A 23,081-nucleotide genomic window follows, 5' to 3' on the forward strand; every position below is an offset into this window, starting at 1 on the left:
GACATTCAGGACGGAATGATGACGGTTATCGACAATCACGAGGTGCTTGCAAAGGACGGCGAATTGTCGGAAGCGAGTGCGCGCGATTATTTCGAATTGCTGAAGCCACGGGTCATGTCGCTCGTGGTCTTCACTGCCTTTGCCGGTCTCGTGCTGGCGCCGGGCCATATCCATCCGGTCCTCGGCATGATCGCCATCCTCTGCATCGCCGTCGGCGCCGGCGCCTCCGGCGCGCTGAACATGTGGTATGACGCCGATATCGACGCCATCATGACCCGCACCGCCAACCGTCCGATCCCGGCCGGCCGCATCGCGCCGTCGGAGGCTCTCGCCTTCGGCCTGGTACTGTCGGGCTTTTCGGTGGTGATTCTCGGCCTGGCCGTCAATTGGCTGTCGGCCGGCATCCTCGCCTTCACCATTTTCTTCTATGCCGTCGTCTACACCATGTGGCTGAAGCGCTCGACGCCGCAGAACATCGTCATCGGCGGTGCTGCCGGCGCCTTCCCGCCGATGATCGGCTGGGCCTGCGTGACCAACAGCGTGACGATCGAGAGCACCGTTCTCTTCCTCATCATCTTCCTGTGGACGCCGGCGCATTTCTGGGCGCTTGCCCTCTTCAAGATGCGCGACTACGAGGCCGTCGGGGTGCCGATGCTGCCGAACGTTGCCGGCGAACGGGTGACCAAGCATCAGATCGTCGCCTATGCGGTGCTGACCGCCGTCTGCGCGGTATTGCCGTCCTTCCTCGGTTTCGCAAGCCTCGGCTATGGCCTCGTCGCTGCCGCCCTCGGCGCGATCTTCATATACTGTTCCATCGCCGTCTGGCGCATGCCCGACGGCGATTTGAAGATGATCCCGGCGAAGAAGCTTTTCGGCTTCTCGATCTTTTATCTCTTCGCCGTGTTCTCCGCCTTGATGATCGACCGGCTGGCGTCGGTGCTGGTCTCGCATGCGGGAGGTTGGTTCTGATGGAATTGGTCAAGCTCACGGAAAAGCAGCTCAAGTCGCGCCGCAACCGCAACATCGCGCTGGGGCTGGTGCTTGCCGGCCTCGTCGTTCTCTTCTACGTGATGGCAATCGTGAAGATCGGCGGGGGAACGGCCGGATGAGCGATAACCCCGCCGCACCGAAAAAGCCCGGCCGCAACAACGGCGCCGTCGTCATGATGTGCCTGAGCTTCGTCTTCGGCATGGGCGCGATGAGCTATGCCGCCGTGCCGCTCTACCGCATCTTCTGCCAGGTGACCGGCTATAACGGCACGACGCAGCGCGTCGACCAGGTGTCGAGCGTCGTGCTCGACCGCACGATGCGCGTCACCTTCGACGCCAATGTCGCCCCCGGCCTGCAGTGGGACTTCAAGCCGGTCGAGCGCGAGGTCAACCCGAAGATCGGCGAGACCATCCAGGTCAATTTCACCGCCGAGAATCGTTCGAACGAGACCCAGCGCGGCCAGGCGGTTTTCAACGTCACGCCGGGCGAAGCCGGCGTCTATTTCAACAAGGTGCAATGTTTCTGCTTTACGGAAACGGACCTGAAGCCGGGCGAGAAGCTCGACATGCCTGTCGTGTTCTACATCGATCCTGAAATCGTCAAGGCGGTGGAATCGAAGAATATCCATACGATCACGCTGTCATATACGTTCTACCCGAAAGAGGGTCCGAAGCCGGTGGCTTCGAATGAGGGTGGAGCGGAGAAGATTGAAAAGAAACTTTGATCAAGGCTCGTTTCCGGCTATGCCGGGAGCGGAGTGAAGGAAGACATCCGGGGATAACGACATGGCCGATGCTCACCAGAAGAATCACGACTATCACATCATCGATCCGAGCCCCTGGCCGATTCTAGCCTCGCTCGGCGCCTTCATCATGGCGCTCGGCGGCGTCTGCTACATGCGTTATATCAATGGCGGCTCCTTCAAGGTCGCCGGCTTCGAGCTTGCCAATCCCTGGGTTTTCTATATCGGCTTCGCGCTGGTGCTCTACGTCATGTATGGCTGGTGGGCCGATACGGTGAAGGAAGCCCATGAGGGCGCCCACACCCGTGTCGTCTCGCTGCACCTGCGCTACGGCATGATCATGTTCATTGCTTCGGAAGTGATGTTCTTCGTCGCCTGGTTCTGGGCCTATTTCGACGTTAGCCTCTATCCGAACGAAGCGATTCAGGCCTCGCGCGTGCTCTATACCGGCGGCACCTGGCCGCCGAAGGGTATCGAGGTTCTCGACCCCTGGCACCTGCCGATCTACAACACCGTCATCCTGCTCCTGTCCGGCACCACGGTCACCTGGGCGCACCATGCGCTGCTGCATAACGACCGCAAGGGCCTGATCCAAGGCCTGACGCTGACCGTGCTGCTCGGCATGTTCTTCTCTGCCGTTCAGGCCTACGAATATGCTCACGCCCCGTTCGCCTTCAAGAGCTCGATTTACGGCGCGACCTTCTTCATGGCGACCGGCTTCCACGGCTTCCACGTCCTCGTCGGCACGATCTTCCTGGCTGTCTGCCTGATCCGTGCGCTGCGCGGCGACTTCACCCCGAAGCAGCATTTCGGTTTCGAGGCGGCCGCCTGGTACTGGCACTTCGTCGACGTCGTCTGGCTGTTCCTGTTCTTCTGCATCTACGTCTGGGGCGGCTGGGGCGCACCCGTCGCAGCCGGCTGATCGGAACAAAATTTGAGAAAAGGCGGGCCTCGTGCCCGCCTTTTTTGTTGGTAAATCTCGTTTTGCTTGGCCTCGTGCCACTGATGTCCGGTTTGCGCAGACAGCCGCCCCTCACCCTAACCCTCTCCCCGTAAAAACGGGGAGAGGGGACGTGCCATACGAGACGCGAGAGAGGGACGGAGAGGTCGCGGCATGTCCCTTCGTCCCGTTTTCGGGGGTCCGAAGGACGGGTCGAGACCCGTGGCTCGACCCCGGTTGGTGGCGGCAGCCGGATGGGGGGCAGGTGCGGCAATCTCCGGGGCCGAGGTGGCCTCATACCCGCTTTTCATCGCCTCAGCGCGCCCCGGCGATCCGTTCGAAGGCCGAAGGTTCGGGAATGCCGAGATCCAACTGATGGCGGATCGCCTCGGCGCATTCGAGTGGTGTCAGCACTGACGTATCGACCTCCATGTCGTAGATGCCGGGACGATGCACCTCGTCCTGCCAGCGCTGCACCGGTTCTGGAATGGGCACGTCCTCCGTGGCGCTGAGATAAAGCGTCTCGCGCCCTTCTTGGACAATGTCGCGCCGCTGCATGATCGTCTCGATCGGACAGCGCACGCCGACGAACAGCACGGGAAAGTCTTCCAGTCGCCGGGCGCAATCGGCGAGGATGCCGAGCGGCTGCGAATAACTGTCATGGTGGCCGAGATCGGCGATGACATTAAGCCCCAGGCTGGCATGGATGGCGATCGATTCGTAGAGCGCCGCATAAAAGAACGGCACCAGTTCCTCCAGGTCCGGCCGTTCGCCGCCCGGCCGCAATCCGATGCCCGGAAGGTAGCGTTTCGGTGTCATGGCATTGTAGCTGTCGACGCCGAGGTTGATCCACGGCCCCTCGAAGTGTTCCTGTACCGCGCGCGCGATGCTTGATTTGCCGCTCCGCGGCGCGCCGTTCAGGATAAGGATCTGCACGGAATGGCTATCATTGGTCATCAGTCTTCTTCTTCTGTTTGGCGCGAATCATTACAGCGCCGCGCGACTTTTCGGACGCGGCAAGGACGCTGTAACACTTTGAATTGCTGATAGTTCCTCACATCGATTCCGATGTGAGGAACTATCAGCGGGACGAAATCACGCAGGCATTTCCCTTCGTCCTGCGAATACTTTATGGGAGAGTTAAGGCGGCATCGCGCCGCGACCACCAAGGCTGCCGGAAGGAATGGCCAGAAGGAGTGGCCAGAAGGAGTGGAATGAACGAGGACAGCGCCCATTTTCCGCCCGTCAATCCGGTGAAAACCGGCATCAAGGGCTGCTGCCCACGCTGCGGCCAAGGCAAACTGTTCGACGGCCTGCTCGGCGTAAAGCCGCGTTGCGCCGCCTGCGGCCTCGATTATTCCTTCGCCGATTCCGGTGACGGCCCCGCCGTCTTCGTCATCCTCATCGTCGGCTTCATCGTCATCGGCATGGTGCTGTGGCTGCAGGTGAATTACGGGCCGCCGATCTGGGTGCATATCCTGCTCTTCGCTCCGTTGACGATTATCCTGTCGCTGCTGACGCTGCGCTGGTTCAAGGGCATCCTGATCGCCATGCAATACCGCCATAATGCCCGCGAAGGACGCCTGAGTGACTGATATCGATCATGCCGCGCCGCGCCGCCGGCTGCCGGTTTTCACCGGTATCCTGGTGCTGATCGCCCTTGCCATCCTGATCTCGCTCGGCACCTGGCAGGTGGAGCGCCTGCACTGGAAGGAGGGCCTGATCGCCGATATCGCCGCGCGGCAGGCAGCAAGCCCCGTGCCGTTGGCCGACATCGAGGCGATGGCGGCTGCAGGCGGCGATATCGAATACCGCAAGGTCACCGCCGCCGGCCGCTACATCAACAACAAGGAGCGGCACTTCTTTGCCACCTGGCGCGGCCAGACCGGCTATTACATCTATACCCCGCTGGAGCTTGCCGACGGGCGCATTCTCTTCGTCAATCGCGGCTTCGTTCCCTTTGACAACAAGGAGCCGGAAACGCGCATGCAGGGCCAGCTGACGGATCAGCAGACCGTCACCGGCCTGGCGCGCGAAAAGCTTCCCGGCAAGCCTTCCTGGGTAGTGCCCGATAACGACGTCGCCAAGAACATCTTCTACTGGAAGGATCTCGACGTCATGGCCGAGAGCGTCGGGCTGGAGAAAGCGAACGTCATTCCCTTTTTCGTCGATGCCGATTCCACACCCAATCCGGCCGGCCTGCCGATCGGCGGCGTCACCCAGGTGGATCTGCCGAACGACCATCTGCAATATGCTTTCACCTGGTACGGGCTGGCCGCCGTGCTTCTCGTCGTGGTGGCGATCTCCTGGTTCCGCAAGGGTGCCAAGCCACCTCAGCAATAGTATCACTTCAATTCTCGACCATATTGGGCTAGAGGTCCCTAAGCCCTACGCGGGACGTTGCTGTTGAAGCTGGACGTTGCCAAGTTCTCCCTCATTCCTGTGCTTGTCACAGGAATCCAGTGCGCCAAGTCCTTGGGCGCGGAAGAGGAACGAGGATGTTGACAGTCATTCACGGCGCCGACGCGCCGTGGCTGGATTCCTGTGACGAGCACAGGAATGAGGAATTTGTGGAACAGACATGAATATTGCGGCGAAACCTCCTTTGACGATCAGGCTCTGCGGCCCGCGCGGCTTCTGTGCCGGCGTCGACCGCGCCATCCAGATCGTCGTGCTGGCGTTGAAATCCTATGGCGCGCCGGTCTATGTGCGCCACGAGATTGTCCATAATCGCTATGTCGTCGAAGGGCTGGAAGCCAAGGGCGCCGTCTTCGTCGAGGAACTGGACGAGATCCCGGCCGAACATCGCGCCCAGCCGGTGGTTTTTTCCGCTCACGGCGTGCCGAAATCCGTGCCGGAGGATGCGGCAAGCCGCAACCTCTTCTATCTCGACGCCACCTGCCCGCTGGTCTCAAAGGTCCACAAGCAGGCGATGCGCCACAATCGCCTCGGCCGCCATGTCGTCCTTATCGGCCATGCCGGCCATCCTGAGGTGATCGGCACGATGGGTCAGCTGCCGGAGGGTTCGGTCTCGCTGATCGAGACGATCGAGGATGCCGACGCTTATGTCCCCGTCGATCCCGACAATCTCGGCTATGTCACCCAGACGACGCTGTCGGTCGACGATACGGCCGGCGTCATCACCCGCCTGCACGAGCGCTTCCCGAACCTGACGGCGCCGGCGGCGGACTCGATCTGTTATGCGACGACCAACCGCCAGGAAGTGGTGAAGCAGGCAGCCCCCGGCTGCGATCTCTTCATCATCGTCGGCGCGCCGAATTCGTCCAATTCCAAGCGTCTCGTCGAAGTGGCGCTGAGGGCAGGGGCGAAGAAATCGATCCTCGTGCAGCGCGCCGCCGAGCTCGACTGGGACGAGATCGGCGCGATTTCGACGCTCGGCCTTTCCGCCGGCGCCTCGGCCCCCGAGGTCATCGTCAACGAGATCATCGAGGCCTTCCGCGCCCGCTTCGACGCTCGCGTCGAGCTGGCCGAAACGGTGCAGGAAACCGAAAACTTCCTCGTCAACCGCGAACTGCGCAATATCGAGCTGACGGCGGCCGACATGGCCTTCGTCAACGGCTAGATCGGCCTTTCGGCCTGGCGTCCACTCCGGCAAATCCAATATCAACAAGGCATGAAGGGCGAGACCTCACTTGGCAGTCTATACCGATATCGCCGAAGACGATCTGAAATGGTTCCTGACGGAATATGACGCAGGCACGCTGCTCTCCTACAAGGGCATTGCCGAAGGCGTCGAAAATTCCAACTTCCTGCTACACACCTCCAAGGATCCGCTGATCCTGACGCTCTATGAGAAGCGGGTGGAAAAGAGCGACCTGCCTTTCTTCCTCGGCCTGATGCAGCATCTTTCCGCCCGCGGCCTGTCCTGCCCGCTGCCGCTGCCGCGCCGCGACGGCGCGCTGCTCGGCTCGCTGTCCGGCCGTCCGGCGGCGCTGATCTCCTTCCTCGAAGGCATGTGGCTGAGAAAGCCGGAGGCGAAACATTGCCGCGAGGTCGGCAGGGCGTTGGCCGAGATGCATGTGGCGGGCGATGGTTTTGAGATGAAGCGGCCGAATGCGCTGTCGATCGACGGCTGGCGGGGGCTGTGGGAAAAGTCCGAAGCGCGCGCCGGCGAGGTCGAGCCTGGCCTGCAGACCGAAATCCGCAGCGAACTCGACTTCCTCTCCACTGCCTGGCCGAGTGGCCTGCCGGCCGGCGTCATCCACGCCGACCTCTTCCCCGACAACGTCTTCTTCCTTGGCGACCAGCTCTCCGGCCTGATCGATTTCTATTTCGCCTGCAACGACCTGCTCGCCTATGACGTCTCGATCTGCCTGAATGCCTGGTGCTTCGAGAAGGATGGCGCCTATAACATCACCAAGGGCACGGCGATGCTCGAGGGTTACCAGAGCGTCCGGCCGTTGAGCGACGCCGAAATCGCTGCCTTGCCGATACTGTCGCGCGGGTCTGCGCTGCGGTTCTTCCTGACCCGGCTCTATGACTGGCTGACGACGCCGGAAGGTGCCATGGTCACCAAGAAGGACCCGCTCGAATATCTCCGCAAGCTGCGGTTCCACCGCCAGATCAAATCGCCCGCCGAATATGGATTGAGCCTATGAAACACGTCGATATTTTTACCGACGGCGCATGCTCCGGCAATCCCGGCCCCGGCGGCTGGGGCGCGGTGCTGCGTTATGGCGATGTCGAAAAGGAGCTTTGCGGCGGCGAGGCGGATACGACCAACAATCGCATGGAGCTGCTGGCGGCGATCTCGGCGCTATCGGCCTTGAAGAGCCCTTGCGAGGTCGATCTCTATACCGACAGCGCCTATGTCAAGGACGGCATTTCCAAGTGGATTTTCGGCTGGAAAAAAAACGGCTGGAAAACCGCCGACAAGAAGCCGGTGAAGAATGCCGAACTCTGGCAGGCGCTGGAGGCGGCCCGTGACCGCCACAAGGTGACGCTGCACTGGGTCAAGGGCCATGCCGGCCACCCGGAAAACGAACGCGCCGACGAACTCGCCCGCCGGGGCATGGAGCCTTTCAAGAAGGGCAAGGTGGTTTCGTTTTAAGGTCCGCACATTTGCCTTTGCGTCCCGCGCGAAATCAACTGCGATAACGCAATGCATTCACCAGAAGCGAGAATGCGGGGGAAGCAAGCCGTCTGCTCGGATAGTAAAGGTGATATCCGGGAAATGGCGGTGACCAGTCCTCCAGCACGGGCAGCAGTTTTCCTTCACGGATCAGCGGCAGCAGGTATTCGTTTGGCAGGCATGCCAGACCAAAACCACCCAGCGCCGCATCGACGATCATCGGGACGTCATTGCAGATGAACTGACCTTCAACACGAACATTCAGCGGCTTGCCGTCTTTTTCGAACTCCCAGGCGTACAAGCCGCCAACAGTTGCAAGCCTGAGATTGATGCAGCGGTGCTGCGTCAGCTCATGCGGCGTGGCCGGTTTCGGATGCCGTGCGAAATAATCCGGAGAGGCAACGACCAGCATGCGCATTTCCGGTCCGATCTTGAGCGCGATCATATCTTTTTCGATATGCTCCCCAAGCCGGACCCCGGCGTCAAAGCGCTCGTTCACAAGATCGATCAGCCGATTGTCGACAGAGATCTCGATGTTGATATCCGGGTAAGACCGCATCAATCCCTTTACGGCAGGCATGAGGATCGTTTCTGCGGCATGCCGGGTCGAAGTGATGCGTATCGTGCCTCCCGGCGCATGACGCATGGCGCCAAGTGCATCCAGCCGGCTGCGGATATCATTGAACGCAGGTCGCAGCGTTTCGGCCAGCTGCTCTCCGGCCTCGGTTGGAACAACGGTGCGGGTCGTCCGCGTCAGGAGCCGGAGACCCATGCGATCTTCCAGCCGGCGCACTGTATGGCTGAGGGAGGATTGCGATGTCCCCAGCAGTGCTGCCGCGCGTGTGAAGCTTCGTTCTTCAGCGACCGTCAGGAAGGCTGCCAGGTCACCCAGTTCATCGCGCCTCATTCATGAACCCTCAATATAAGTCTATTTGGATCCTAGCATCTAGTCGGAGTAATCGGCCAGGAGTAAATTCTCCTCGATAGCCGGCGGTCTATAGATCCGCCAGGGACAAAGGCCCGCTGACCAACTGCCCAGCGGAGCGGCGTCCTAGAGGCCGCCCCTTTCATGAATGGCGGATATAGCCCCTTTCGGAATCCGATGCCTAATCGGGCCCGTCCTCCGATCCTATGTCGGACCAGACAGTCAATAAGGAGATCACCGTGAAAACCATCGCCGCAAGCCTTGCCATCTCGGCATTCGCAGCCGCAGGCGCCGAAGCGCAACAGAACCCCCGCGTGGCTCCGCCGGCCGTCTATGACGTCGCCCCAGGCCTTGGCCACTTCACGGATGACGTTCTGTTCGGCGAGTTTTGGAAGCGCGGGGATCTGACCCCGCGCGACCGCAGCCTGGTCACCATTTCGGTACTGATCTCAACCGGCAAGGGGCACGTCCTTGCCAACCATGTAAAGCGCGCACTCGAAAATGGTGTCGAGCCCCGGGCAGTCGGCGAGGTCGTCACGCATCTCGCATTTTATTCCGGCTGGCCCAATGCGATATCGGCCGTCACGGAGACCAAGAAGGCCTTTGACGAGCTGAAGATCGCGCCCTTGGCGGACAGCGATGACCCACGCATTCAGTTCGATGCCGCAACGGAAGCGGCCCGCAGCGCTTCCGTGGGCGCCGAGGTGGCGCCTACCGCGCCGGCCCTTGCCGATCTGACCAACCGGGCATTGTTCGGCGATCTGTGGCAGCGCCCGGATCTGTCGGCACGCGATCGCAGCCTCGTTACGGTGGCCGCTCTCGTGGCGATGGGGCAGTCTGACCAACTGGCCTTTCATCTCAACCGCGCCATGGATAACGGTCTCAGCCGCGAAGAGGCAGCTGAAGCTATTACCCATGCCGGGTTCTATGCCGGTTGGCCTCGCGCCATATCAGCAGTGCCGGTTCTCAAAACGGTCTTCGCAAGCCGTGAAGCGTCCGTCGTGAGCAACCCGGCAGAAGCAGATATCAAGGTGGTCAAACGCGGCAGCCAAGCGGTAAGCGGTCCGGCCGAGCGTTTCACCGGCGAGGTCCAGGTATCGGCCGCTTACAAGGGGGATGGCGCTGCTCGCATTGGCGGTGCCACGGTTGCCTTCGAACCCGGCGCCCATACGGCCTGGCATTCGCACCCGCTTGGCCAGACGCTGTTTGTCGTTTCCGGCCGTGGCTGGGTCCAGAAGGAAGGCGGCACGGTCCAGGTCATGGAACCGGGTGACGTCGTCTGGATCCCCCCGATGGTAAAACACTGGCACGGCGCGTCGGCTGATCAAGCGATGGTGCATTTTGCGGTATCGGAAGCACTCGACGGCAACAGCGTGACCTGGATGGAGAAAGTCGCGACTGAGGACTATCGCCAGGGTCGCGAAGCCGAATAAATTGACCGACAAGCTGCGAGGAAAAAGCGTATGCAGAAATCGAGCGCACGCCGGCACTTTCTCACGTCGCTGCCGCTGGCGGCGATCGGGCTGGCTATGACCTCCGCCGGCACTGAGGCTCAGCAAACTCCGTCCGCGAACACGCTGGTCGCGTATTTTACCCGGACAGGCAATACACGGGTCATTGCCCTGCAGGTCCGCCGGGCACGGCAGGCCGCGCTGATTGAACTCCAGCCGGCCGAGCCTTATCCGGAAGACTATGAGGAAACTGTTGCCCAGGCTCGCCGGGAAACCGAACAAGGCTTCCTCCCGCCCCTGGCTCAATTGGTTGCCAACCTCGAGCAGTATCGGGAGATATTCCTGGGCTTCCCGATTTGGGGAACAACGGCACCGCCTGTTATCCGCTCATTTCTGCGGTCTCATGATCTTTCGGGCAAGATCATCCGGCCCTTCATCACTCATGGCGGTTACGGCCTTGGAAGCAGCCTTGAAGTGATCAGGTCCCTGGCGCCGCGTGCTACGATCGAGCCGCCGTTCTCCTTGGAAGCGGACCAGGAACGCCGGACGATGGAACAGGTGAGGAGCTGGCTGGGTTGAATAAAGACACAAGCTCTTCGCTGATCAGATCACGATGCGGTCATTCCAGCCAAACTCGCCGGCGCAGTGGGATAGCGGCAACGACGTGGCGGGCCTCAGTACCTTAAGCCGCCCGCTGCTGCGGTGCCGTCGCCGCGCCCTGGATCAGCCGGTGCAGATATTCGAGTTTTGCCACCACCGGCGAGGACAGCACGAAGGGGTAGGAGTCGGGCTGGCCCATGCTGCGCTGGATGGCGTTGATCGCGATGCTGAGCGGCACCCAGGCGCTGACCAGCTGCTCGGCGCTTCTTGCCCTGTAAGGGATGAAATCCACCTCGCCGGCGATTTCCTCATGGCCGCGCGGATCGATGGCGATCCCGAAGGCGCGCGCGGTTTCGAGCGTATCGACGATATGGAGGTAATGCGCGAAGCACTCGGCGAAATCCTCCCAGGGGTGTGATGCCGCATAGGCGCTGATGAAATTGTCCTGCCATCCCAAGGGCGCGCCGCCGGCATAATGGGTCTGGAGGGCTGTCGTATAATCCTGCCGTTCGTCGCCGAAGACCGTGCGGAAATCGGCAAGGCCGCCCCGATCGCGCACCAGCTTGTTCCAGATGAAATGGCCGGCCTCGTGGCGGAAATGGCCAAGCAGCGTGCGATAGGGTTCGTTCATCGAGCTGCGCGCCTGTTCGCGCGTCGCATCGTCGGCCTCCGCGGCGCGGATGGTGATCAGGCCTTCCTCGTGGCCGGTCATGGCCGGCACGATGTAACCATTGCTCTCTATCGAATCCTCTAGGAAATCGAAGACCAGGCCGCCTTGCGGGTCCTGCGCCCGATCCGGATGCGGCAGCTTCCAGCGCAGCAGCGAATAAAACAGATGCCGCTGCGCCTGGCTGATGCGCCGCCAGCGATCGATGCCGTCCTGGGTGTCGGTGTTCGGAACCAGCCGGTTATGGCGGCAGGCAACGCAGAATTCACTCTCGCCATCATCATCCACCAGCCAGTTGCAGATGTCGAGGCTGGCATTGGCGCAGAAGCGGACGTCGCGATCGGGATTGGAAACGAGTTGCCAGAGCGTCTCGTCGCGCGGCTCCAGCGCATGCATGGCGAGGTCGCCTGGCAGGAAGCCGAGGCGGTGGTTGCAGCGCACGCATCGTCGGTTGTCGAAGTGGACGACCTGATCGCAATTGTCGCAGGCAAAAAGCTTCATCTTGTCTATCTCTGCAAAGCATGAGGGTGGGGGATTAAAAATGCCTGCCGCGCGAGGGGCGCAGCAGGCATGGTTCTTGAAGGATGCACTATTGCTCAGAGCCGGTCGACGGCCCCCTTGAGCTTGTCCTTGACCTTGCCGGTTGCGACCTGTCCCTTGCCCTTGGCTTCCTGGACGGCGCCCTTGGCATGCATTTCGCGATCGTCCGTCGCCTTACCGACGGCCTGCTTGGTCTTGCCGGCAATTTCGTTTGCCTTACCGGAAATCTTGTCGCTGGTGCTACCCATTATGTGATGTCTCCTTGGTCAGCATGGGCCTTTTGTCCATGCTTGCCGAAATGAAACGTCACTCGCAGCTATTCGTTCCCGCTGCCGTCAGGTCAGCTGCTGTCAGGCCAGCCCCTCAGGCATGGCCGGCTTCGGCCGAAAGCATGGCAGCGGTCACGCCCATGCCGGCGAGCGCCCGCTCGTATTTGTCGTCGAGGCTGCGGTCGAAGATCAATTCCTCATTGGCCGGGCAGGTGAGCCAGCCATTGTTGACGACCTCGCTTTCGAGCTGGCCGGCCGACCAGGAGGAATAGCCGAGCAGCATCGTCGCCCGCGTCGGCCCATCGCCCTTGGAGATGGCGCGCACGATATCGAGCGTCGCCGTCAGGCAGATATCGTCGCTGACGGGAATGCTGGAGTCGCTGGAATAATCGTCCGAATGCAGCACGAAGCCGCGGCCGCTTTCCACCGGCCCGCCGGTCTGGATCGGGAATTCGCGCGCCCGCTTCGGCAGCACGATCGAATCTTCCTGCTTGATCATGTCGAGATGCAGCAGCACATCGGTGAAGGTGAGGCTCTGCGGACGGTTGATGACGAAGCCCATGGCGCCGGCATCCGAATGCGCGCAAATGTAGATCACTGTGCGCGCAAAATTGCGGTCTTCCATGCCCGGCATGGCGATGAGGAATTGGCCATCGAAGAAGCCACGTTCCCGTCTGTTCTTCAGCGTCAATAAGGACATCGTTCCTCCTGCTGCTAGACCGCACCAAGGCCTCGACAAAAGAAACATGGGCCAATGTCACACATCAATCAACTGAAAATGAAGATTTAAATCGCCGCGACTTCTGGCGGCCAAACAGCACATTCGGTAAACCTTTGTTCCATGATGATTATTTCCTCAGGCCCGCGCAGGCTTTTAATCGCGGTTGTGTCGGTGGTCGCAGCCCTTGTGCCGTTTTATTCCGCCCATGCGGAAATGAGCGCCTGGGCGGACAACGAAGGCGGCCGCATGCGCCTCGTGGCGCTCGCGCCCGATGCCCGCGGCAAAATCCGCGCTGCCCTTCAGATCGAGCCGAAGCCCGGCTGGATCACCTATTGGAAAGAGCCCGGCAACAGCGGCATTCCGCCGCAAATCACCATCGCGGCGGCAAGCGGCGTCACGCTCGATGCCATCGCCTATCCCGTTCCGAAGCATTTTTTCAACGGCGCGGTCGAGGATATTGCCTATGACGCGCCGGTGACGCTGCCGCTGTCGCTGACGGCGGCCGGCAAAGGCCCGGTTACGATCGATGCTGCCGCCTTCATCGGCATCTGCAAGGATATCTGCATTCCCTTCCAGGCGAATTTGCAGCTGAAGCTTGGCCCCGCCATCCAGTCGCACCCGCAGGAGGAGGCGATCCTTCAGGCCGCCGATGCGAGCCTGCCGAAGCCGCCATCGGTGGATTTCGGCGTGACGGCGCATGCGATGTCGCCCGACAGGAAGACGCTGTCGCTGACGCTCGCTCTGCCGGCCGGGGGGCCGGGTGAGGGGAAGGGCGCGCCGGATATCATCGTCACCGGCCCGAGCGGTTATGCCTTCACCAAGCAGATCGGCGGCAAACGCGACGGCGCCACCTTCAAGGTCGATATATCAATCGGCAAGCTGCCGAAGGATTACGACATAGTAGGCAAGCAATGGAGCGTGCTCGTCATCGACGGTGAACGGGCGATGGAGACGACGCTTGCCTTCGAATGACCGGTCTTGCCTTTCAATGACCGGCCTTGCCTTTCAATGATGGGCTCCTATAGTCGCCGCAGATCCCCTACGGCGCCCGCCACCGCCAAGCCGGAATCCCCAAAGCCAGAACCCCCAGTCCAGAACTCAAGGAGAAGACCATGACCATCGCGATCGGCGACAAGCTTCCTGCCGCCACCTTCAAGGAAAAGACTGCTGACGGCCCGGTCGAAATCACCACCGATCAGCTCTTCGCCGGCAAGCGCGTCGTGCTCTTTGCCGTGCCGGGCGCGTTTACGCCCACCTGCTCGCTGAACCACCTGCCGGGTTATCTCGAAAACCGCGACACCATCCTTGGCAAGGGCGTCGACGACATCGCCGTCGTCGCCGTCAACGACTGGCACGTGATGGGCGCCTGGGCGCAATCGTCAGGCGGCATGGGCAAGATCCACTTCCTCGCCGATTGGGATGCCGGCTTCACCAAGGCCGTCGGCCTCGACGCCGACCTCTCCGCCGGCGGCCTCGGCCTCCGCTCCAAGCGTTATTCGATGCTGGTGGAAGACGGCGTCGTCAAGGCCCTCAACGTCGAGGAAAGCCCCGGCCAGGCAACCGTATCAGGTGCCGCCGCGATGCTGGAACAGCTCTGAGCTTCGAACAAGATCTGCCCCTCACCCTAACCCTCTCCCCGTAAAAAACGGGGCGAGGGGACGTGCCCTGCGAGAGCTTGGTGGGAGACGGAGAGGTCGCGGCATATCCCCTTCGCCCCGCAGGCGGGGAGAAGGTGGCGGCAGCCGGATGAGGGGCACGCGCCGACGGTCATTACGCTTGCTAGAGCTCAAGCGGTCGCAGGTCGCGCGTCGGCACCCGCGGTCTCGGTCAGCCGGCCACCATCTCCATAGTGTCACGCCATGTGAAATGCGAAGTGCGCTTCGAGATCAGCCACCGACCATCCTGGCGCACATACTCGTCATTGTAATAAACGCCGTTGGTATTCCTCATCTTTTTGCCATCCACTGTGTTGACGAGGACAACCAAGCAATAGTGCACTGCCGTTGCGCGGTCTCCGTCAATTTCGGCGGTATGCTGCCCATTGATATGGTAGGCCGTCTCGAAATTGGCCATGAAGCCCGTAAAGGTCTCCTGAATCTCCTTGCGACCCTTGAGCGACGCAAAAAGCTGTCCTTCGAAGTAGGTGTCGACAACCGCGTCTTCGGCAAACAGCAGCGATTGAGTGGCCAAATCTTTCTGATCCGCGAGATTGGCGAAAGTGTCGACGAGTGCTTTGAGGGCGACCTTGTCTTCGAGGGTCTGGATGCGTTGTTCCAGAGTATTGTCTTGCATGGAAATCTCCTTGAGTTGGAACGGATTGGCGGATTGCGTTTCAGGCGACGTCGACCGACTCTTCGGCGACCGGGACGATGGCTGAGGCGGGGTGGCGCTGCCGGACGATCAGGGCGAGGACGAGAACAAGCGCGAGCGCCATCATCGCGGCTGAGCCCGTCAACGCCATCGTCACGCGATGGGCAAGAAGTGGGATGCCTTCCAGGCCGCTCGTGCCGAAAGCCGTGACGGCGACCAGGATCGCAAGACCAAGGGAATTGCCGAGCTGGTGGGCGACGTTGACCACACCTGAGGCGGCGCCGGCATCGGCCCCGGAGACGCCTGATATGCCCGAGGCTGTCAGAGGGCTGAGGACGAAACCCTGGCCCCAGCCGATCAGGACCATCGGCAAGGCGATATCACTCAGATAGTCCGCATCGGCAGAGACACGGCTAAGCCAGGTCATTCCGATAAGGGTCAGGACAAAACCCGTGGCTAGCAGGCGGGCGTTGCCGAACCGCTTCGTCAGCTGCGGCACGGCCATTGCCGATGCAAAGTTCACCAGTGTCGCGGGCAGGAAAGCCAATCCGGTGGCGGCAGCGCTATATCCAAGAACACTCTGCAAGAACTGCGTCGTGAAGAAAAAGAAGCCGATCATTCCGCCGAGGAAGAGCATTCGCGTAGAATAGGCCCCGACGCGTTCGCGACTGGCGAAGAGACGCAACGGCATGATCGGTTGCCGAGCATTCCGTTCGATGGCAACAAAGGCCACCAGCAGCAATAGGGAGGCCGCGATAAGCCCGATGGTCAGGCTATCATGCCAGCCATGCGTCGCCGAACGGATCAGGCCATAGACAAGCGCCACCATGCCGATCGTCGAAGTCAGGCCTCCGGCAATATCGAGCCGCCCCGACTGCCGTCCCGTCTCGGGAACGAAGCGGATCGCGGCGAGGATCATGCCGAGGCCAATCGGCAGATTGATGAAGAAGCCCACACGCCACGACAGCCACTCGGCCAATATGCCGCCGAGCACGAGGCCGACGCTGGCCGCAATGCCGGCGACGGCGCTGTAATAGGAAACCGCGCGTGTGCGCTCGGTCCCTTCGGCGAAGGTCGTCTGCAGCAAGGCCAGTGTGGCCGGCGCAAGAATAGCGCCGCCAATCCCCTGAACGGCACGCGCGCCGATCATCCAGGCCGGCGTTTCGGCAAGACCGATAGCGAGCGAAGACGCGGTGAAGAGAGTGAGGCCAATGGTGAGCATGCGCTTGCGGCCGAGAATGTCGCCCGCTCTTGCACCTAGAAGCAGGAACCCTCCGAAGGTGAGGGTATAGGCGCTTTGCACCCAGGCGAGCTCAGGGTCGGAAAAGCCAAGTTCACGATGGATGCTCGGAAGCCCCGTCAGCACGATCGACGTGTCGAGCACGAGCATCACGTAGCTGGTGAGGATGATGGTCAGGATCGCTGTCTTGTTGACCGCGTGCGATAAAGGTTTTTCCGCTCGGCTGGAGGGCCGGCTGGCCTGTGGGGGTGATCTCATGGCGCTCTCCGGAACCGTCATTGCGGCGATTGCCGCCGATGTCCCGAGAGATAGCACCCGCCTATTCTGCCGATTAGATTGCTATTCCTGCATGCGCTTTTGAGGAATTCTCATCAATGATCGGAACGTGATGGTCGGTATCGCAGCGCGTCGACCAGCACGCTGAAGGCCGGAGACATCTGGCGGCGGCTCGGATAGTAGAGGAAGTAACCATCGAACAGCGGGTTCCAGTCGTCGAGAACGGTGACAAGCCGCCCGCTCGCGATTTCATCCCGTGCATGATCCTCAAACAGGTAGGCAAGTCCGACGCCCCCGAGCGCCGCTCTCATTACCATCTGCGTGGTGTTGAAAGCCAACGGGCCATCGACACGGACCCGAACCTCCCGCCCGTCCTTTTCGAACTCCCAAACCAGATAGCCTCCATAGGTCGGCAGTCTGATGTTGATGCAGGCATGGGCAGTCAGATCTTGCGGTGTTGATGGTTTTGGGTGGCGCGCGAAATAGTCTGGCGAACCAACGACCACCATTCTCATCTCAGGTCCGATCCGCACGGCGATCATATCGCCGTTCAGCTGCTCGCCGAGCCGAATTCCCGCATCGTAGCGCTCCGCGACGATATCCGTGAGCGCCCCGTCCACCGTGATTTCAAACTTGATATCTGGATATTCCGGAAGAAGTCGCTCTATCGCCGGCCAGAGGATCGATGTCGTGGGATGCTCGCCGGCGGTGATCCGAATCGTCCCCGCGGGTTTGTCGCGCAGTTCTGTCAGAGCCGCCAGCGCGGTATCGATGCCGTCGAAGTGCGGCTCGATCGAGTGCAGCAACCGCTCCCCGGCATCGGTCACGGAGACGCGCCGGGTCGTTCTCGTCAGCAACCGAACGCCGAGCCGCTCCTCGAGCAACCGCATCGAATGACTGAGCGCCGAAGGCGAGACGCCAAGCTTTGCCGCCGCTCTCGTGAAGCTCTGTTCTCGCGCAACTGCCAAAAAGACAGTGAGGTCGTTGATGCTGTCTCGGGACATTTTTGAATTCTGCTCAATACCGAATGCGGATTTTGCAGCCTAATCGTCTTTTCGCCCATGGGCTAGATGATGGGGCAGGCAGTGCCCAGGCACATCTCGACCAGAAAGGCTGTTCTCGATGAACCACGCAGCACGAAGCGCCGAGGAAGAGATCATCGCCCTCTCGCTGGACAAATTCCGTTGGAAGACATCCGGCCGTATCGATCTGGTCGAGGCGCTTTTCGACGACGATCTGCACTTCGTCCACATCACCGGGCATGTGTCTTCGAAGCGAGAGTGGATCGAAGAGCTGCGATCGGGCCGATTTGTCTACAACCGCATCGAGCCGCGGGGCGCTTCGGTTGCGGTCGAGGGCGATCGAGCCACGCTCCGAGGCAAGGCCGTTTTCACGGTGACCATGGGGGGACACCGAGGACAATATCGTCTGGCTTTCACCGAAGTCTATGTCCGCAAACCCGCCGGGTGGAGGCTCGTGGAGCTTCTCACCTCGACAAACTGGCCGGTCGGTCCGGCATCGTCAAGCAAAGCATATTTGACCGGGGCGCGAACGCCGTCTTCGATGGTGATGTAGCCGCCGCCTCTGTTCAATTCGGTCATGACATAGCCGGGGCAGACAGCGTTGACCTTAATCGGCGTATCTTTCAACTCAAGGGCAAGCTGCACGGTCAGCATGTTGACCGCCGCCTTGGAGGCGGCATAGCCAAGCCATTTGACATCGGGGGAGGGATTGTTCGCATCGCCCGTCCACCAAAGCGAACCCACGCTGCTGGAAAGGTTGACGATGCGCCCGCTGACCGCCTTGCGGATCAGCGGCAACAGTTTCTGGGTCACGATCACCATTCCGATGAAATTGACCTCATAGGATTCGCGCAGGGTTTCGACGGAGGCCACGCTGGGGAAATCGTCGGTGTCGAGCAGCAGGATTCCCGCATTGTTGATCAGGATGTCGAGCCTGCCGAACCGCTCGCCGATCGACGATGCGGCAGCGTCGATCGTATCAGGGCGATTGAGATCGATCTCGATCGCCTCGACCGCCAACCCCTCCGCACGCAATGCTTCGGCCTTTGCCTGCCCGGTTGCAAGATCGCGTGCGCCGAGAAGGACGAAGACGCCCTCCCGGCCGAGCTGGCGAGCCGTTTCAAAGCCAAGGCCGCGGGTGGCGCCGGTGACGAGCGCGATCTTTTGATGTGTGGACATTCTATCTCCCAAGCAGGCGCGCTCGCAGGGCGAGGCTGTTTGCAATGACGTTACTCAGCAACGCATTGTGAAATTGCATGGGAAATTATGTCTGTCAACGACAAATGACGCTAAGTGACATTTTGTTCGAAATGGACGATACCGGCGGCGCGATCGAAGAGATCGACAAGTGACATTGCCGCTCCGCCGTCCACCCAACTGTTTATCGATGCCCGGATGAGCGCGAAAACCGTCCCCGCGACCGTATAGGCGACAACATCAGGGAGTGGAGGCCGCCTGTCCGGTGAGGCGAGAATATGGGCGATTTCGTCGACCAGTTCGGCGATCATCTGTTCTTTTCGCGCGGAAATGCTCCTGTTGGAGCGGATTGCCGTCTCGATGGCGAGAAAGAAACGTGACCTTTCATCGAAAGCCGTAAGCATCGCCCGCGCGGCAGCAAGAAGTGCGACAACCGGCGGCTCCGAGGCGAGCCGCTCCGTCAGTTCAGCACGGATGATCGTCATGCCATCCTGCACCCAGCTGACGATCACATCCTCCTTTGTCGGGAAATAGCGAAGCAGGGTGCGGGGCGAAACGCTGACGGCGGCAGCGATATCGGCGACGGTCGTTTCTTCGAATCCGCGCTTGTGGATCAGGTCCAACGCCGCCTCGAGCAGCTGCGCTCGCGTGCGATCCTTCTTATCTTCCCGAAGTCCCAAGATTGTCTCCACGCTGACATGCGGCGGGCTTCTTTTGACACATCATGCCATTTGTCGTCCAGCGACGACTTCCGCTTGGGCGCGACGTGAGCATCCGCTGCGCCGGCGGGGGAGTTTGGCGGAAACGTGCCCCCAGCCTCCGTCATCCCAGGCCTTGAGCCTGGGATCCATGCCCGGTCCCGATGGAAACGAGAGTGGATCCTCGGGTCAAGCCCGAGGAAGACGGAGGGTGGGGTGGCTTCTGGAGCAAGGACAGCGGAGCGCTGCATCTGCGAGCATCCTGACAGATAAAGAGCGGCCGTTTGTCGCGCTTTTCAATTGTGTGAGCAACTGCCGGGCCTCGCCTCAATCTCGCCGCATTCGTTATAACATAACCGTAATGTTATTACATTGTAGGATGCACCATGCCCCCGAGCCCCGACCGCCCCTTCGTCAGCCTGCTGGGACAGTCGGCTTTTTCAAGGGTGATCGGCATGGCGCTGGTCATTGCGCTCCTGTGGCTGGCGATCCACTGGGCGGTTCTCCTGCCATGACGCCGCTGATCCGTCTCGAGAATTTGACCGTCGCCTATAACAGGCACCCCGCCGTCCATCATGTCTCCGGCGCCTTCGCCTCAGGCAGCCTGACGGCGATCGCCGGGCCGAACGGGGCGGGCAAATCGACGCTGCTGAAGGCGATCATGGGGGAGCTTCGTCCCGCCGAAGGCAGGGTCGAGCACCGGCTGGGACGGGCGGAATTCGGTTATCTCCCGCAGGCGGCCGAGATCGACCGGCGCTTTCCGATCTCGGTCATCGACACCGTCATGCTCGGCGCCTGGAAGAAGATGGGCGCCTTCGGCCGCATCGCGCCCAGTGAGGTGAAGAGGGCAGGCGAGGCGCTCTCCGCCGTCGGCCTCGAAGGCTTCGGCCGGCGCCATGTCGGCTCGCTCTCGGCCGGCCAGTTCCAGCGCGTGCTCTTTGCCCGCCTGCTGCTGCAGGATGCCGGCATCATCCTGCTCGACGAGCCGTTTACGGCAATCGATGCCCGCACGACCAGGGACCTCGTCGATATCGTCACCCGCTGGCATGGCGAAGGCCGCACGGTGATCGCCGTGCTGCACGATTTCGAGCTGGTTCGCGCCCATTTCCCGCAAACCCTGCTGCTCGCCCGCGAGCTTGTCGGCTGGGGTGCGACCGCAGACGTCATGTCCTCCGTCAATCTCCTGAAGGCCCGCGCCATGGCCGAGCGCTGGGATGAGGATGCAAATGCCTGCGCACCCGAAGAGGCGCCGGCGGCATGACGGCCTACGATCTCTTCCTCGCACCCTTTGCCGATTACGGTTTCATGCGCCGGGCGCTCATCGCCTGTCTCTGCCTTGGGCTCGGCTCCGGCCCGATCGGCGTCTTCCTGATGCTGCGGCGCATGAGCCTGATGGGCGACGCCATGAGCCATGCCGTGCTGCCGGGGGCGGCGATCGGTTACCTCGTCGCCGGTTCCCTGTCGCTGACGGCGATGGGGCTCGGCGGCCTCATTGCCGGCCTGTCGGTGGCGCTACTATCAGGCGCCGTCAGCCGGATGACCGTGCTGCAGGAGGATGCGAGCTTTGCCAGCTTCTATCTCGCATCGCTGGCGCTCGGCGTGCTGATCGTCTCGCTGCGCGGCTCGAATATCGATCTCCTGCATGTGCTCTTCGGCACCATCCTGGCGATCGATGCTCCCGCTCTTTATCTGATCGGCGCGATCACCTCGCTGACCCTCGTCGTCCTCGCCTTCATCTACCGGGCGCTGGTGGCCGAATGTTTCGATCCGGGTTTTCTGCGCGCCGTCGGCGGGCGCGGGCCGGTCTATCACGTGCTCTTCCTGCTGCTCGTGGTGCTGAACCTCGTCGCCAGCTTCCAGGCGCTCGGCACGCTGATGGCGGTCGGCCTGATGATGCTGCCGGCAGCCGTTGCCCAGCTCTGGTCGCGCAGTCTGCCTGTGATGATGGCAGTGGCAGCCGCCAGTGCCGCCGCCTCCGGTTATCTCGGCCTGATCGCCTCCTACCATCTCGAACTCGCCTCCGGCCCGACGATCATCATGACGGCGGCGTTGCTCTACGCCTTCTCCATCTTTTTCGCGCCTTCCGGCCTGGCCAGGCGCTTCTTTCCCCGCCCGCATTTGAAGGGCTGATCCCAAGGAGACTTCGATGACACCGCACAGACTGCTTCTCTCCGCAGCAATCCCCGCTTTGATGGCGCTGTCTGCCATACCCGCGTCGGCCGAGACGCTGAAGGTTGTGGCGTCCTTCACCGTGCTTGCCGATGTCGTCAAACAGGTCGGCGGCGAACACGTCAAGGTGACGAGCCTCGTCGGGCCGAACGGCGACCCCCATGAATTCGAGCCATCGCCGGCCGATGCGAAGAATTTGAATGCGGCGCAGGTTACCTTCGTCAGCGGCGAGGGGTTGGAAGGCTGGATGGACCGTCTGATCACCGCCTCGGGCTATAAGGGCAAGCCGGTCACCGTTTCCGAAGGCATCAACACCCGCACCATGGAAGAGGACGGCGAAAAGATCACCGATCCGCATGTCTGGAACAGCCCCGTCAACGTCAAGATCTGGGTCGCCAATATCGAAAAGGCGCTGTCATCGGCCGATCCCACGGACGCCGCCGCCTTCAAGGCCAATGCCGAGAAGTACACCAGGACGTTGGACGAGCTGAACGCCTACGCCCATGCGAAATTCGACAAGGTGGCCGACGATCGCCGCAAGGTGCTGACCAGCCATGATGCCTTCGGTTATTTCGGCCGCGAATATAATGTCAGCTTCCTGGCGCCGCTCGGTCTGTCCACCGAAAGCGAGGCCTCGGCCGCCGACGTCGCCAAGCTGATCGAACAGATCAAGGGCGAGCACGTGAAGGCCTATTTCTTCGAAAATTCGAACGATCCGCGCCTGGTCAAGCAGGTCGCCAAGGCAACCGGTGCCGAGCCCGGCGGCGAGCTCTATGTCGAATCGCTGTCCGACGCCAAGGGGCCGGCGCCGACCTACGAGAAGATGTTCAAGTATAATGTCGACCAGCTCGCCGCCGCCATGGCGAAATCGAGCTGAGGAATCGAGGGCTGCAGGTTATCCTGCGGCCCTCACAAATTAAGGTCGAAGACCAGGATGCCGGCAAGGCCTCCATCCGTCGACGAGACGATGCGCTCGCCCACGGTCACATGCTCGGGATGGATGAGATAGGCGTCGCGCGCCTCGGCGCTTTCAAAGGTCACGGCAAAACCGTCGACGAAGCCGCCATGCAAACCCTCGGGCGAAACATTCGGCCCGTATTTGATATCCAATATGCCGGGAATGAGCTGTTTCAGGGCGACGATCGCCGCAAACAGCGACTGCTTGTCGTCCGCCGTCACCGCGGTCTTCAGCCGCAGGAATACGCAGTGCAGGATCATCAGTGGTCCTCCCG

28 protein-coding genes are annotated in these 23,081 nt (G+C 61.4%); 17 read left to right on the plus strand and 11 right to left on the minus strand.

Annotation, left to right across the window (positions count from 1 at the left end; all coding sequences use genetic code 11):
* Positions 1 to 18: 18 nt before the first annotated feature.
* From G9X67_RS16035 to G9X67_RS16050, 4 genes are all read left to right on the plus strand, one after another.
* The gene (locus G9X67_RS16035; RefSeq protein ID WP_138328813.1) at positions 19 to 969 is read left to right on the plus strand and encodes a heme o synthase; all 951 of its coding nucleotides are present in this window, start codon (positions 19 to 21) and stop codon (positions 967 to 969) included.
* The gene (locus G9X67_RS16040) at positions 969 to 1,109 is read left to right on the plus strand and encodes a hypothetical protein (protein ID WP_020048779.1); all 141 of its coding nucleotides are present in this window, start codon (positions 969 to 971) and stop codon (positions 1,107 to 1,109) included. The genes G9X67_RS16035 and G9X67_RS16040 overlap by 1 nt, the downstream gene beginning before the upstream one ends.
* Complete coding sequence (locus G9X67_RS16045; protein ID WP_130788898.1) at positions 1,106 to 1,714, plus strand: cytochrome c oxidase assembly protein; 609 nt, start codon at positions 1,106 to 1,108, stop codon at positions 1,712 to 1,714. Before G9X67_RS16040 ends, G9X67_RS16045 begins: the two co-directional genes overlap by 4 nt.
* Before the next feature lie 61 nt (positions 1,715 to 1,775).
* Positions 1,776 to 2,654 (plus strand): cytochrome c oxidase subunit 3, encoded by an 879-nt coding sequence (locus G9X67_RS16050; RefSeq protein WP_138328812.1) that lies wholly within the window; start codon positions 1,776 to 1,778, stop codon positions 2,652 to 2,654.
* A 333-nt stretch (positions 2,655 to 2,987) separates the two neighbouring features.
* Here the strand turns inward: G9X67_RS16050 and G9X67_RS16055 are convergent, their stop codons facing one another.
* Entirely contained in the window at positions 2,988 to 3,629 is a 642-nt protein-coding gene (locus tag G9X67_RS16055) for a chloramphenicol phosphotransferase (RefSeq protein WP_138328811.1), read from the minus strand.
* A gap of 257 nt (positions 3,630 to 3,886) precedes the next feature.
* On the opposite strand from G9X67_RS16055, the gene G9X67_RS16060 reads away from it, so the two are divergent.
* From G9X67_RS16060 to rnhA, 5 genes are all read left to right on the plus strand, one after another.
* On the plus strand, positions 3,887 to 4,267 hold the full coding sequence (locus G9X67_RS16060) for a DUF983 domain-containing protein (RefSeq protein WP_138328810.1): 381 nt from the start codon (positions 3,887 to 3,889) through the stop codon (positions 4,265 to 4,267).
* The gene (locus tag G9X67_RS16065) at positions 4,260 to 5,015 is read left to right on the plus strand and encodes an SURF1 family protein (RefSeq protein WP_138328809.1); all 756 of its coding nucleotides are present in this window, start codon (positions 4,260 to 4,262) and stop codon (positions 5,013 to 5,015) included. Before G9X67_RS16060 ends, G9X67_RS16065 begins: the two co-directional genes overlap by 8 nt.
* 238 nt (positions 5,016 to 5,253) lie before the next feature.
* A complete protein-coding gene (ispH, locus tag G9X67_RS16070) occupies positions 5,254 to 6,255 on the plus strand; it encodes a 4-hydroxy-3-methylbut-2-enyl diphosphate reductase (protein WP_011650764.1) in 1,002 nt (333 codons plus the stop codon).
* Between the two features lie 70 nt (positions 6,256 to 6,325).
* Positions 6,326 to 7,291 carry a homoserine kinase gene (locus G9X67_RS16075; RefSeq protein ID WP_171599151.1) on the plus strand — a complete coding sequence of 322 codons (966 nt, stop codon included), beginning with the start codon at positions 6,326 to 6,328 and terminating at the stop codon, positions 7,289 to 7,291.
* Positions 7,288 to 7,743 carry a ribonuclease HI gene (rnhA, locus tag G9X67_RS16080; protein ID WP_171599152.1) on the plus strand — a complete coding sequence of 152 codons (456 nt, stop codon included), beginning with the start codon at positions 7,288 to 7,290 and terminating at the stop codon, positions 7,741 to 7,743. The genes G9X67_RS16075 and rnhA overlap by 4 nt, the downstream gene beginning before the upstream one ends.
* A gap of 34 nt (positions 7,744 to 7,777) precedes the next feature.
* Here the strand turns inward: rnhA and G9X67_RS16085 are convergent, their stop codons facing one another.
* Entirely contained in the window at positions 7,778 to 8,671 is an 894-nt protein-coding gene (locus G9X67_RS16085; protein WP_171599153.1) for a LysR family transcriptional regulator, read from the minus strand.
* 257 nt (positions 8,672 to 8,928) lie between these two features.
* Here G9X67_RS16085 and G9X67_RS16090 point away from each other — a divergent pair, with 257 nt between their 5' ends.
* On the plus strand, positions 8,929 to 10,122 hold the full coding sequence (locus G9X67_RS16090; protein WP_171599154.1) for a carboxymuconolactone decarboxylase family protein: 1,194 nt from the start codon (positions 8,929 to 8,931) through the stop codon (positions 10,120 to 10,122).
* 30 nt (positions 10,123 to 10,152) lie between these two features.
* Complete coding sequence (locus G9X67_RS16095) at positions 10,153 to 10,719, plus strand: flavodoxin (RefSeq protein ID WP_171599155.1); 567 nt, start codon at positions 10,153 to 10,155, stop codon at positions 10,717 to 10,719.
* Positions 10,720 to 10,822: 103 nt separating this feature from the next.
* Here G9X67_RS16095 and G9X67_RS16100 read toward each other — a convergent pair whose 3' ends face one another.
* The 3 genes from G9X67_RS16100 to G9X67_RS16110 form a co-directional block, all read right to left on the minus strand.
* Positions 10,823 to 11,908, minus strand: coding sequence for a putative zinc-binding metallopeptidase (locus G9X67_RS16100; RefSeq protein ID WP_171599156.1), 1,086 nt, complete (start codon positions 11,906 to 11,908; stop codon positions 10,823 to 10,825).
* 95 nt (positions 11,909 to 12,003) lie between these two features.
* Positions 12,004 to 12,195, minus strand: a complete 192-nt coding sequence (locus tag G9X67_RS16105; protein WP_171599157.1) for a CsbD family protein — start codon at positions 12,193 to 12,195, stop codon at positions 12,004 to 12,006.
* A 115-nt stretch (positions 12,196 to 12,310) separates the two neighbouring features.
* Positions 12,311 to 12,916, minus strand: a complete 606-nt coding sequence (locus tag G9X67_RS16110) for a YqgE/AlgH family protein (RefSeq protein ID WP_130667473.1) — start codon at positions 12,914 to 12,916, stop codon at positions 12,311 to 12,313.
* A gap of 141 nt (positions 12,917 to 13,057) precedes the next feature.
* Here G9X67_RS16110 and G9X67_RS16115 point away from each other — a divergent pair, with 141 nt between their 5' ends.
* Together G9X67_RS16115 and G9X67_RS16120 are read left to right on the plus strand one after the other, a co-directional pair.
* The gene (locus G9X67_RS16115; RefSeq protein ID WP_171599158.1) at positions 13,058 to 13,909 is read left to right on the plus strand and encodes a protein-disulfide reductase DsbD domain-containing protein; all 852 of its coding nucleotides are present in this window, start codon (positions 13,058 to 13,060) and stop codon (positions 13,907 to 13,909) included.
* A gap of 140 nt (positions 13,910 to 14,049) precedes the next feature.
* A complete protein-coding gene (locus G9X67_RS16120) occupies positions 14,050 to 14,535 on the plus strand; it encodes a peroxiredoxin (RefSeq protein WP_011650769.1) in 486 nt (161 codons plus the stop codon).
* Between the two features lie 229 nt (positions 14,536 to 14,764).
* Here G9X67_RS16120 and G9X67_RS16125 read toward each other — a convergent pair whose 3' ends face one another.
* The 5 genes from G9X67_RS16125 to G9X67_RS16145 all read right to left on the minus strand — a co-directional run bounded on the left by G9X67_RS16125 (position 14,765) and on the right by G9X67_RS16145 (position 19,662).
* Positions 14,765 to 15,229, minus strand: a complete 465-nt coding sequence (locus G9X67_RS16125) for a nuclear transport factor 2 family protein (RefSeq protein WP_171599159.1) — start codon at positions 15,227 to 15,229, stop codon at positions 14,765 to 14,767.
* Positions 15,230 to 15,269: 40 nt separating this feature from the next.
* The gene (locus G9X67_RS16130; RefSeq protein WP_171599160.1) at positions 15,270 to 16,745 is read right to left on the minus strand and encodes an MFS transporter; all 1,476 of its coding nucleotides are present in this window, start codon (positions 16,743 to 16,745) and stop codon (positions 15,270 to 15,272) included.
* A gap of 113 nt (positions 16,746 to 16,858) precedes the next feature.
* Complete coding sequence (locus tag G9X67_RS16135) at positions 16,859 to 17,767, minus strand: LysR family transcriptional regulator (RefSeq protein WP_171599161.1); 909 nt, start codon at positions 17,765 to 17,767, stop codon at positions 16,859 to 16,861.
* 441 nt (positions 17,768 to 18,208) lie between these two features.
* Positions 18,209 to 18,964 (minus strand): SDR family oxidoreductase, encoded by a 756-nt coding sequence (locus G9X67_RS16140; RefSeq protein WP_171599162.1) that lies wholly within the window; start codon positions 18,962 to 18,964, stop codon positions 18,209 to 18,211.
* Positions 18,965 to 19,074: 110 nt separating this feature from the next.
* A complete protein-coding gene (locus tag G9X67_RS16145; protein ID WP_171599163.1) occupies positions 19,075 to 19,662 on the minus strand; it encodes a TetR/AcrR family transcriptional regulator in 588 nt (195 codons plus the stop codon).
* A 404-nt stretch (positions 19,663 to 20,066) separates the two neighbouring features.
* On the opposite strand from G9X67_RS16145, the gene G9X67_RS35305 reads away from it, so the two are divergent.
* The 4 genes from G9X67_RS35305 to G9X67_RS16160 are packed head-to-tail and all read left to right on the plus strand — an operon-like array spanning position 20,067 to position 22,726.
* Positions 20,067 to 20,195 (plus strand): hypothetical protein, encoded by a 129-nt coding sequence (locus G9X67_RS35305; RefSeq protein ID WP_260685528.1) that lies wholly within the window; start codon positions 20,067 to 20,069, stop codon positions 20,193 to 20,195.
* Positions 20,192 to 20,941, plus strand: a complete 750-nt coding sequence (locus tag G9X67_RS16150) for a metal ABC transporter ATP-binding protein (RefSeq protein ID WP_171599164.1) — start codon at positions 20,192 to 20,194, stop codon at positions 20,939 to 20,941. The genes G9X67_RS35305 and G9X67_RS16150 overlap by 4 nt, the downstream gene beginning before the upstream one ends.
* Positions 20,938 to 21,810 (plus strand): metal ABC transporter permease, encoded by an 873-nt coding sequence (locus tag G9X67_RS16155; protein WP_171599165.1) that lies wholly within the window; start codon positions 20,938 to 20,940, stop codon positions 21,808 to 21,810. The genes G9X67_RS16150 and G9X67_RS16155 overlap by 4 nt, the downstream gene beginning before the upstream one ends.
* Positions 21,811 to 21,826: 16 nt before the next feature.
* Positions 21,827 to 22,726: a metal ABC transporter substrate-binding protein gene (locus G9X67_RS16160; RefSeq protein WP_171599166.1), complete on the plus strand. Its 900-nt coding sequence runs from the start codon at positions 21,827 to 21,829 to the stop codon at positions 22,724 to 22,726.
* Positions 22,727 to 22,758: 32 nt separating this feature from the next.
* Here the strand turns inward: G9X67_RS16160 and G9X67_RS16165 are convergent, their stop codons facing one another.
* Positions 22,759 to 23,067: a Dabb family protein gene (locus G9X67_RS16165; protein ID WP_128440084.1), complete on the minus strand. Its 309-nt coding sequence runs from the start codon at positions 23,065 to 23,067 to the stop codon at positions 22,759 to 22,761.
* Positions 23,068 to 23,081 lie beyond the last annotated feature (14 nt).

The organism is Rhizobium sp. WYCCWR 11152, assembly GCF_013087615.1.
GTDB lineage: Bacteria > Pseudomonadota > Alphaproteobacteria > Rhizobiales > Rhizobiaceae > Rhizobium > Rhizobium indicum.